The organism is Kurthia sp. Dielmo (assembly GCF_000307285.2).
Classification (GTDB): Bacteria; Bacillota; Bacilli; order Bacillales_A; family Planococcaceae; genus Kurthia; species Kurthia populi.
The window spans coordinates 64,138-74,145 of sequence record NZ_HE578957.1 but is presented as its reverse complement, the minus strand read 5'-3'; the positions used below and the strand labels follow the sequence as shown (position 1 = coordinate 74,145).

Sequence of the window (10,008 nt, the reverse complement as noted above, 5' to 3'; positions counted from 1 at the left end):
ACTAATAGGTAGTGTCGACTTTTTTAATAACGTTTAATGAAAAATAATTTCTGGATTCTTTGTGACACAATCAATATGAACGCCCGCATTAACCGTACCACCAAATGTGTGGTTCGAACCAAACGCTACATGAATCGTATCATACGCTTTTTCATCTTCTAGAATTGTACCGATAATACGTGCTTTATAGTTTGTGCCAATGCCTAATTCTGCTAAATTACGCCCTAAACCATCACCTAATAGAGCTAATAATTGTGCTCCCTGTTTTCCGCTTGCTGACACTAACTGACCCTGTTCAATCGTTAGTAATACAGGCGCTTTAACAAGACCAATACTTGCAATCGAACCTGTGATCAATACTTGTCCAGAAGCCTTCCCTTCCACCGGTGCAATATACGCTTCACCTGATGGTAGATTCCCAGAAGCGGCTGGCTTTTTAAACACGCCTGTAGAAGGATACCCTACGCGACCTTTCACCGGAATATGCAGTTCATATTGTCCTCCAGTACGAATAGTAACGGCTGTTGCTTCACTAAGCTGGGCAGTGCGGACTAAAGTTTCTTGCTCTACTTTCGAATAATCAGCTGTCATTGCCCCATGATAAAAGATATCTTCCGTAATACCAGGCATCGTAATAACGGACACACCGCGCTTATTTGCTTCCTTACGTGCTACTGTATGGGTTAATGAATAGCGTGTTAAACAAAAAACAGCCGTAAAGTCATACCATTTTTTTGCAATATCTTCAGGAGGTTCTTCGCCATTTTTCGTACGATCTTCCATCACCTCCGCTGTGACAGCGTAGCCATTCTCTCGTAAGCCATCAGCGAACGCTAGTCCAAGTTGCTTTGTTGTATTATCTGTCAGTACGTAAAAACGTGCACGCTCATCGAATGAAAAATTATTTACTAGTAATCCTTCGATGATTGTTTTCATTTGTTGCATAGAATCCCTTCATTTCTCATAGAATGGTTTTAGTATACTGCAATTTATAAAATACCGAAATAGTTCAGACGTGCGAAAGAAAACACTTTCAATTATCATTAAAATTGAGTAAAATTATATCATAAGAAATATTTTTTCATAAATAAATAATTACTATTGAAATAAAATTTTATAAAATGAAGGGATGATCGATTATGTCAAAATCAGCTTATTACTTAGGCGTCGACATTGGCACAACAAGTACAAAAGCGGTATTGTTTTCAAATAATGGTGAGGTTGTAAGTATGCACCACGAAACATATCCGTTATATAGCCCGACTCCACAAGTGGCCGAGCAAGATCCCGATGAAATTTACATTGCTTGTAAAAAAGCAATTGCGGGAGCTATTCAAAAAGGACATATCGACAAAGATGCCTTACATCTTGTATCATTTAGCGCAGCTATGCACTCCATCATTGCGATTGATGTCAACGGCAAACCTTTAACGAAATCTATTACATGGGCAGATAGCCGTGCAACTGCATGGGCAGAAAAAATTTCAACAGATTTAAATGGTCATGAAATTTATCGCCGCACAGGAACGCCGATTCACCCGATGTCACCATTAGCTAAAATTACATGGTTACGCAACGAACACCCTGATACATTCGAGGTTGCTCATAAATTTATCGGTATTAAAGAATATATTTTCGAAAAATTCTTCGGTGAATATGTAGTCGATCATTCAATTGCTTCTGCAACAGGTATGTTTAACTTAGAAACACGTAACTGGGACACTGAAGCACTAAACGTTGCAGGGATTACAGAAGAGCAATTATCAACACTCGTACCGACAACACATGTTTTACGCTCATTGCGTCCTGGTATTGCATCTGAGCTAGGCATTAGTGCTACTACACCATTTGTTATTGGCGCTAATGATGGTGTGTTATCAAATCTTGGTGTGAATGCCATTGACCCTGGTGTTGTCGCCATTACAATCGGTACATCTGGTGCAATCCGTACAGTTGTTGATAAGCCGATTACCGATCCAAAGGGCCGTATTTTCTGCTACGTGCTAACAGATAAACACTGGGTCGTTGGTGGACCTGTAAACAATGGTGGGATGACATTCCGCTGGGTTCGTGATGAACTTGCATCAAGTGAAGTTGAAACGGCAAAACGTTTAGGTATCGATCCTTATGATGTGCTAACAAAAATTGCAGCACGTGTAAAACCAGGTGCCGATGGTCTATTATTCCACCCTTACCTAGCTGGTGAGCGTGCTCCATTATGGGATGCTAATGCTCGCGGTTCATTCTTCGGCTTAGGCTTACATCATAAAAAAGAGCATATGATTCGCGCTGTACTTGAAGGTGTTATTTTCAACTTATATACTGTCTTCATTGCTTTAGAAGAAGTCATTGGTACACCTGAAAAGATCCAAGCGACCGGTGGCTTTGCACGCTCTGATTTATGGCGTCAAATGATGGCAGATATTTTTAACCAAGAGGTAACTGTACCTGAAAGCTTTGAAAGTTCATGCCTTGGCGCTATCGTTTTAGGAATGTATGCCTTAGGCGAAATTGAGGATTTCTCTATTATTTCTGAATGGGTGGGCTCAACACATGCACATAAACCAATCAAAGATAATTTCGAAGTATATAAAGAGTTAATTCCTATTTATATTCGTATTTCTCGTCTATTCAAAGATGAATATCGTGATATTGCACGATTCCAAAAAAAATGGGTTCATGAAAATTAATTAATAAAAAGAAGGCATCGCGCCAATGCGCGATGCCTTCTTTTCTTATGCTCATCTTTTAAGAAAGGTTTCTATTTTGCGAGCGTTAATACAATCATTTTACGAATCGCACTATAGGTCATCTCATTATAAACCTCAAGTGACCCCATCGCTTTTAATAATTCATAATGAGTTGGTGCTAACAAATCGTTGTTATAAAGCGCATCATACTGTAAATCCTTACAAGCAAATCCTTGCGTTAGATGATGTTTTTTCAATAACTCTACAACAAAATCATCCACCGTCTGCTGTAACAATACCACGAGGTGATCGTATTGATAATTCGCATATTGACGTTCAATTTCTGCTAATTGCCATAAAATATGCTTCCATTCGACCGTATAAAAATCATTTTGTTGAATTTGTAGTTGCTGCTTTTGCATAAAAACATCCATAAATGGACGGAATTCACCATGTTCATCATAGCCTTGGCGGTCAAATCCCTCACGATTAAAACCAAAAATCGTATAGCCTTCTTTATCATAGCCTTCTTTATCATAACCTTGTTTATTAAAGCCATATCGGTCAAAGCCCTGTATATCGTAGCCTTTTTTTGTATAGCCTGCGCGATTATATCCCGCTTCATTATAGCCGTTCACATCATAGCCACCCCTGTCATAACCTTGGCGATTGTACCCTAATTGATTGTAGCCATCATACGCAAAGCCGACATCATCAAAAGGTGTGCCGTTTTTATGTATCCCCTGCTTATTAAAGCCATTTCGATCATAGCCCTCGCGTGTCAATCCATGTTTATTGATTCCTTGCTTATCATAGCCCGCTTCATTATAGCCATCTCGATCATAGCCTTTTTTATTAAAACCTGCTGCATTATAGCCACTCATATCATAGCCATTATCATTATAAAGTGTGCCATTTTTATGCATACCATTTATATTAAAACCCTGTTTATTAAAACCTTGGCGATTATAACCTTCACGATTGTAGCCTTTCACTGTAAAACCTGTATCATCATACTTTGTACCATTTTCATGCTTTCCTTTTTTATTAAAGCCTAATTCATTATAGCCTTCACGGTTATAGCCTAAAATATTATAGCCATCTTGGTTAAATCCTTCTCGATCAAGTTGTTGCTTATCATAGCCTTGCTGGTCATAGCCCTCGCAGTCATAACCATCATCATTATAAAGTGTGCCATTTTTATGCATACCAGACAAACTAAACCCGGTCTGATTATAGCCTTGTTCATCATAACCTGCTTTATTATAACCATTCATGTCATATCCTTTGGCATCATAGCCTTTCATATCAAACCCTAGTGCATCATATCCTGCTTTATCATATGCAGTGCCATTTTCATGAATGCGACTGCGATTAAAACCCTGGCGATTAAAGCCGCCATAATTATAACCACTTACGTCATAGCCCTCATCATCATAAGGTGTTCCATTTTTATGTAATCCACGTTTATCAAATCCAGCTGCATCATATTTACGCAAATTACGTTTTAGATTGTCATACTCTTCGGAATTCATCATTGCTGTCACTCCCTATAACTTCTACTAGTAATAATTATAGAATAAATATAATTTTCTGCCAATTATTCATAAACTTTCATTTAAATTGAACTATGTGAAATATGTTTTTTTCTTTTTCCAGTGGGTATTATTCTATTAAGAACAGTTATAGAGGTGATATACATGACAAAAAAATTAATTGTTTCGCAATCTTCTTGGGAATATCAGCGATTATTACGTTCTCTACAAGAAGAAGTATCGGCACTTCGCCAACAAAATAATGAATTAAAACGAAAAATCATAAAAAAAGATACCCAATATATAGCGCTTGAAAAGTACGCAATGAATGAAATTAATACACTTCAAAATCAATTAATGAAAGTGTTAATAGAAGGTACTTAAAAACCCTCCCCATATAACGGAGAGGGTTTTTTGTTATTGAATTTTAATTTTTTGGCCTTCATAAACTAAGTTAGATGATAATTGATTGGCTTCTTTTAGTTTCGTCTCTGTTGTTAGGAATGCACGAGCAATAGAAGCTAGAGAATCACCCGATTGCACTGTATAGTAACGTGCATGAATTTTTGCTTGTGTTTTCTTTTCAGTCGATACTTGTTGTACTTTTTCTTGTGATTTTGATGATTTTTCAGTTTTTACTACCTTAGTCGTTGTCGTTTTTTCTTTTGCTACTGATTTTGTTACTTTCTTTGGAGCTTCTTTCACAGCGATTGCTAATTTTTGACCTTTTTTAAGTGAAGCAGATGATAAATCATTCCATTCTTTTAACTGCGCCGTTGTAATGTCATTTTTCTTCGCAATGGCTGTTAATGAATCACCTTTTTTTACTTTATATTTTTTCGTGGCTGTATAAGTCTTTTTAATTAGTTGTGGTTTTGGTTGTTTCACCACAATTTTTTCAGTTGTCGATTGTACCTCTGTTGTACCATCATTGATTTCAACAACTAATTCATCACCAATTGCTAGCAATGTTGATTTTAAGCCGTTCCATGCCATTAATTGTTCAACCGTCACATGATATGTTTTGGCAATCGCGCTCAATGTATCCCCAGAAACAACTGAAATTACTTTTTTCGCTTCAACATCAGTTGTTGTCGTACCATCTTCGTTAGCAACAATTTCAGTTGTTCCAGCCATTGTATCAAAGCGTGTTAAATCATAATCATCAATAATTTCCTGTAATTTACTCGCATAGCTCGTATCCGTTGCATAACGGCCTTCTAATGCTTGAAGTGCTTGCTTATAAGACATCGTGTTGTTCTTTAATACACCTTGATAGTATGTACTATTTCCTGATGTTCCACCTGTTAGTAGCACTGCATAGTCTTTTAATGATTCCTCATATGAGTTATATTTTCTAAATGATGCTGTCGTACGGAAAACCGTGCCATCTTCTGTTTGCTCATTTGTAGCGAATGAAGAGCTTTGACCATTGTATTGACCTTTAATTCCGAACAAGTTGTAATTTGGCGCAGCTGCAAGGCCACTTTTACCATAATTACTCTCAAGTGATGCCTGGGCCAGCATAACCGAAGCATATAAATTATAGTCATTAGCAATCGTTATAACATCTTCTGAAATCGTATCGATAAAAGCATTGCCTGTTGTTGATTGATTGAACTGTGTATTTTGCACGGTCATTTCTTCTGCACTAGCAGTTGATGTCATTAAAGGCGTTGACAGTGCTGTAAATGCGGTCAATACAGCTGCCGCTACTTTAATGTTATATTTCATTTTCTTCTCCTCCTGAAGTGAACGTTATCTTTATACTCCATAAATAATACCACGTTCTGTATTTTTTAGGAAATATGACGTATGTAAATTTTTTATATTTTTTTCACCATTTCATCCAATTATCGCAATATTTCATATTGGTTTTTCAAGTATACTGCTTTTTTTATCTCTATCTAAATATTGTATTTTTCTGAACAATCAAATAACATTGTACTATTACATAATGAAAGAGGCGCAAGTACATGAAAAAATTACATTATAGTTGGATTATTTTAATCGTTGCGTTTTTTGCAATCATTGTAGCCGGTATTATTCGCTCCTCTTCTGGCGTTTTTATTGAGCCATTCGAAAAAGAATTTAATTGGAGCCGACCTATGATTTCATTTGCGTTTGCAGTAGGTCTTTTTCTTTACGGCTTTTCTGGGCCTTTTATGGCTGCATTTGTCGAACGCTTTGGTTTAAAACGTGTCATGCTCTATTCGATGGCCTTATTAGCAATTGGACTATCTTTAACTTTTATTATGAACTCTTCTTGGCAGCTCATTTTAATCTGGGGTGTCATGATTGGTATTGGATCTGGGCTGTTCCTTACCGTGCTCAGTACACAAGTCGCCAATCGTTGGTTTGTTAAACGCCGCGGGTTAGCTGTCGGAATTTTAACAGCGGCTACCGCAACCGGTCAACTCGTTCTTTTACCTGTCTTAGCCGCTTTAGTAGAATATTATTCATGGCGATATGCGATTGGATTGATTTTAGCGCTTAGTGTCATCATGCTACTGCTGATTTTAATTTTCATTAAAGAATGGCCACGCGATATACAAACAACTGCTCTAGGTTTGACAGCACTCTCTCAAGCTGCACAGCCAACAGACGCAAAACCTTCCGGGAATCCGTTTAAAATGGTCTGGGACTCACTTTTAGAAGGTATTAAAAGTAAAACATTCTGGCTGTTAGCTGGTAGTTTCTTTATTTGTGGATTGTCCACAACCGGCCTTGTTGGCACCCATTTTATTGGCTATTGTATGAGTTTTGGTATTCCTATGGTATTTGCCGCCTCTTTACTGAGCTTCATGGGAATTTTTGATTTAATTGGCACAACACTTTCAGGATGGTTAAGCGACCGCTTTGATAATCGATGGTTACTATTTATTTACTACGCATTCCGTGGACTGTCATTAATCTTCCTCCCCTTCGCATTGCAACATGGTTCTGTGACATTATTAGTTATTTTTGCGATATTTTATGGTCTAGATTGGATTGCTACTGTCCCGCCAACTATTGGATTAACGAGACGCGAATTTGGTATAGAAAAATCTGCTATGATGTACGGATGGATGGTCGCATTTCATCAAGTAGGCGCAGCTGTTGCGACATTTGGTGGCGGGTTACTTTATAATGCCTTTGATTCCTACACAAGCGCCTTTGTCCTGGCCGGTATCTTCTGTGGTCTAGGAAGTTTATTCGTTATTTTACTTAGAAAACATAATCCTCGTGAAGATTCAATCGGTACGTAAGCATTTCCTAAAAAATCTTTATCTCTTCGCAACTTTCTACTGACAAAATCGTTTATAATGTCATATGGAAAGAAGGGTTTTAATTGAATTATGAACTATTAAAGAATATTAATGGTCTAGCAGGAGACGGTTCTACATTCCTCGATCACATGATGATTTTCACGACAAATGCGGCATTATATATTCTAGCAATGTTGCTTTTAGCATTATTTTTATTTGGCAATACATATACGAAAAAAACAGCTATTTATGCTGGTTTTGCAGGTGTATTAGCAATTATCATTAATATATGTATCGCGCAATTTTATTTTGAGCCGCGTCCATTCGTAACATACGATACGATTAATGTGCTCGTTGCGCATGACGCGGATGCTTCATTCCCAAGTGACCATACAGCAGGCGCAATGGGGATAACATTTGCTGTATTACTACGTCATATTAAATGGGGCTGGCTACCGGTAGTATTTGGCTTATTAACAGGCTTCTCTCGTATTTATGTCGGTAATCACTACCCTGGCGACGTATTAGCAGGTATCGCCATTGGTTTTATTGCCGCTGCGATTATTACACAGCTTCGTATGATGATGGAACCTATAACATCATTGATTATCCGATTATGGTATAAACTACCACTCACTGGGCATCCTCAATAGAAAATAGATAAAAGGGCAAGAATCATTTAGAAGATTCCTGCCCTTTTATCTATTTTATGAATTTGGAAGAAACATAAAAATACTCACTAAAACAATTCCAATAAATAAACCGGCTAAATTAATCCAGCGTAGTGGTGTTTGCTCACGAAGGAATCCAAAAATCCCGAAAATAACTCCAACGAAATACACTAAAAAGCCGATAAAGACCGTTGTCCAATTTGCTAATGCCTCAATACGCAAATCCGCACTAAATGGTTGTGTCATTAAAAACAAACCAATGTATAAAAATAAAAAGCCAATCCAGTTCAATTTACCATCCATATACAACAAAACTCCTTTTATATCTTTCACATATGTAGCATAGCACAATGCACGCACAAACGATATTGTCCCTCACGATTGTCACTAATTTGCAAAACTTTTAGAAGCGTGACAAGCTATTTTTTGCATAGTACAATGAATATACGATAGTTAAAGGAGCTTTGATGATGACAGAAAAAAAGCCAATTACAAAAGAAATGATTCAACAAGAGATTTTACGCCTTGGACAATTACTTAATAATCCAGCGGTAACGGAAGAACAATATTTAAAAGAAAAAGAAAAACTGAATCAAATGTTAGCAGCGTTTCAAAAACAAGCTTAATAGGCTTGTTTTTTTATTTTCCTTATATAGACTAGCGAGTTGTTATTTATTGAAAAAATTAGCTCTTTCTTTTTTCACCCACTCTTCTAATGAGTCATCGCCATTCCGTTTTACAAGACGATTTACTAATACATCATGCCAAATATAATCCTCTAAAATATAAAGATGCATTTCATCGTCCGTTAAAAATGCTGACAAGCGCTCTGTCACAGGAGAACCATATAACGCCTCCTTGTGATCAATCGCAATAATAAACCAATGTGGATTATGCGTCGTCGCTAAGTGATGTGTTGTACGATGCGTATCAACTGTTGGCACGACATCCTCCGCACGGATTGTAATGCCCTTAACTGTCACACGCGCAGCAGCACGTTCAATATCTTCACGTAATAATGTATACATATCCTCCCACATAGAAATCATCACTGTATGCTCAGCCTTTTCTAATAAATGGCGACAATATTGCATTATGGATTCTTTTTCTTGTAGAGACAAAATTTGCGTTTGCTGCTCAATTGATTCAGCTTCTAATGCAGTCAATTGCTCATCCATTTGATTGATTGTTTTTGTAAAATCTTGTTGCGCCTTTTCAATAAACAAAGCAACAGGCAACGCACGGTATATCGTCGTTTTCTCAGCATTTTCTTTTAAAACAATCCCCTTATCAACCAAAGCATCTAATGTGCCATAAACACGCGCTCTTGGCACGGTTGATAATTTACTAATTTGGGCAGCACTCGCTGGACTTTCTTGTACGAGCGCAATATATACCTTTGCCTCATATTCCGTTAAGCCTAATTGTTTTAATTGGAGAATTAGTTCATCCATGTTATACCCTCCATTACTTTTTTTCTTATTTACAAGTATAGCACATTAAGTTACTATTACGGTAGTAACAGAAGAAAGGGATGGCATACATTGATTTTTGATTTAGATCTACAATTACTTCTTATTCTTGTACTCTTCGGATTTTTAGCTGCTTTCATTGATTCTGTTGTCGGTGGTGGTGGATTAATTGGTTTACCGGCATTATTATTTGCTGGCTTAAATCCTGCAGCCGCTATCGCAACAAATAAATTAGCAGGAACGATGGGTTCTTTAACATCCGTCATCACATTTTATCGTTCAGGTAAATTAGATTTAACTGCGGTGAAAAAATTATTTCCACTCGTTTTTATCGGGTCGATGATTGGTGCAGGGGCAGTTCATTTAATAGATCCCGCTGTTATGAAACCACT

The 10,008-nt window shown here is 37.2% G+C and carries 11 protein-coding genes; 6 read left to right on the top strand and 5 right to left on the bottom strand.

Features of this window, described 5'->3' with window-relative positions:
• Window positions 1–33 precede the first annotated feature (33 nt).
• Window positions 34–945: an aminopeptidase gene (locus KTHG_RS05295; RefSeq protein ID WP_139991964.1), complete on the bottom strand. Its 912-nt coding sequence runs from the start codon at window positions 943–945 to the stop codon at window positions 34–36.
• Between the two features lie 194 nt (window positions 946–1,139).
• Between KTHG_RS05295 and gntK the strand changes: the two genes are divergently transcribed.
• On the top strand, window positions 1,140–2,690 hold the full coding sequence (gntK, locus tag KTHG_RS05290; protein WP_126989534.1) for a gluconokinase: 1,551 nt from the start codon (window positions 1,140–1,142) through the stop codon (window positions 2,688–2,690).
• A 71-nt stretch (window positions 2,691–2,761) separates the two neighbouring features.
• On the opposite strand, the gene KTHG_RS05285 is transcribed toward gntK, so the two are convergent.
• A complete protein-coding gene (locus KTHG_RS05285) occupies window positions 2,762–4,228 on the bottom strand; it encodes a hypothetical protein (protein WP_255512389.1) in 1,467 nt (488 codons plus the stop codon).
• Between the two features lie 162 nt (window positions 4,229–4,390).
• On the opposite strand from KTHG_RS05285, the gene KTHG_RS05280 reads away from it, so the two are divergent.
• On the top strand, window positions 4,391–4,609 hold the full coding sequence (locus KTHG_RS05280; protein WP_139991961.1) for a hypothetical protein: 219 nt from the start codon (window positions 4,391–4,393) through the stop codon (window positions 4,607–4,609).
• Between the two features lie 33 nt (window positions 4,610–4,642).
• Here the strand turns inward: KTHG_RS05280 and KTHG_RS05275 are convergent, their stop codons facing one another.
• Window positions 4,643–5,959 carry a LysM peptidoglycan-binding domain-containing protein gene (locus tag KTHG_RS05275; protein ID WP_139991958.1) on the bottom strand — a complete coding sequence of 439 codons (1,317 nt, stop codon included), beginning with the start codon at window positions 5,957–5,959 and terminating at the stop codon, window positions 4,643–4,645.
• A 242-nt stretch (window positions 5,960–6,201) separates the two neighbouring features.
• On the opposite strand from KTHG_RS05275, the gene KTHG_RS05270 reads away from it, so the two are divergent.
• Both KTHG_RS05270 and KTHG_RS05265 read left to right on the top strand, forming a co-directional pair.
• The gene (locus tag KTHG_RS05270; RefSeq protein ID WP_139991955.1) at window positions 6,202–7,473 is read left to right on the top strand and encodes an MFS transporter; all 1,272 of its coding nucleotides are present in this window, start codon (window positions 6,202–6,204) and stop codon (window positions 7,471–7,473) included.
• 83 nt (window positions 7,474–7,556) lie between these two features.
• Window positions 7,557–8,126, top strand: coding sequence for an undecaprenyl-diphosphatase (locus tag KTHG_RS05265; protein WP_139991952.1), 570 nt, complete (start codon window positions 7,557–7,559; stop codon window positions 8,124–8,126).
• A 54-nt stretch (window positions 8,127–8,180) separates the two neighbouring features.
• Here the strand turns inward: KTHG_RS05265 and KTHG_RS05260 are convergent, their stop codons facing one another.
• Window positions 8,181–8,447, bottom strand: coding sequence for a hypothetical protein (locus KTHG_RS05260; RefSeq protein ID WP_126989529.1), 267 nt, complete (start codon window positions 8,445–8,447; stop codon window positions 8,181–8,183).
• A gap of 167 nt (window positions 8,448–8,614) precedes the next feature.
• Here KTHG_RS05260 and KTHG_RS21095 point away from each other — a divergent pair, with 167 nt between their 5' ends.
• Window positions 8,615–8,770, top strand: a complete 156-nt coding sequence (locus tag KTHG_RS21095) for a hypothetical protein (protein ID WP_158620949.1) — start codon at window positions 8,615–8,617, stop codon at window positions 8,768–8,770.
• Window positions 8,771–8,812: 42 nt separating this feature from the next.
• Here the strand turns inward: KTHG_RS21095 and KTHG_RS05255 are convergent, their stop codons facing one another.
• Window positions 8,813–9,598, bottom strand: coding sequence for a TrmB family transcriptional regulator (locus KTHG_RS05255; RefSeq protein ID WP_139991951.1), 786 nt, complete (start codon window positions 9,596–9,598; stop codon window positions 8,813–8,815).
• 90 nt (window positions 9,599–9,688) lie between these two features.
• Here KTHG_RS05255 and KTHG_RS05250 point away from each other — a divergent pair.
• On the top strand, window positions 9,689–10,008 hold a 320-nt coding region (locus tag KTHG_RS05250; RefSeq protein WP_145988286.1), incomplete at its 3' end, for a TSUP family transporter.

What these genes read in the sequence shown, in the direction of transcription:
- KTHG_RS21095 (WP_158620949.1), top strand. Translation starts at nt 8,615, where the DNA reads ATGACAGAAAAAAAGCCAATTACAAAAGAAATGATTCAACAAGAGATT.
- gntK (WP_126989534.1), top strand. Translation starts at nt 1,140, where the DNA reads ATGTCAAAATCAGCTTATTACTTAGGCGTCGACATTGGCACAACAAGT.
- KTHG_RS05285 (WP_255512389.1), bottom strand. Translation starts at nt 4,228, where the DNA reads ATGATGAATTCCGAAGAGTATGACAATCTAAAACGTAATTTGCGTAAA.
- KTHG_RS05280 (WP_139991961.1), top strand. Translation starts at nt 4,391, where the DNA reads ATGACAAAAAAATTAATTGTTTCGCAATCTTCTTGGGAATATCAGCGA.
- KTHG_RS05255 (WP_139991951.1), bottom strand. Translation starts at nt 9,598, where the DNA reads ATGGATGAACTAATTCTCCAATTAAAACAATTAGGCTTAACGGAATAT.
- KTHG_RS05275 (WP_139991958.1), bottom strand. Translation starts at nt 5,959, where the DNA reads ATGAAATATAACATTAAAGTAGCGGCAGCTGTATTGACCGCATTTACA.
- KTHG_RS05270 (WP_139991955.1), top strand. Translation starts at nt 6,202, where the DNA reads ATGAAAAAATTACATTATAGTTGGATTATTTTAATCGTTGCGTTTTTT.
- KTHG_RS05295 (WP_139991964.1), bottom strand. Translation starts at nt 945, where the DNA reads ATGCAACAAATGAAAACAATCATCGAAGGATTACTAGTAAATAATTTT.
- KTHG_RS05260 (WP_126989529.1), bottom strand. Translation starts at nt 8,447, where the DNA reads ATGGATGGTAAATTGAACTGGATTGGCTTTTTATTTTTATACATTGGT.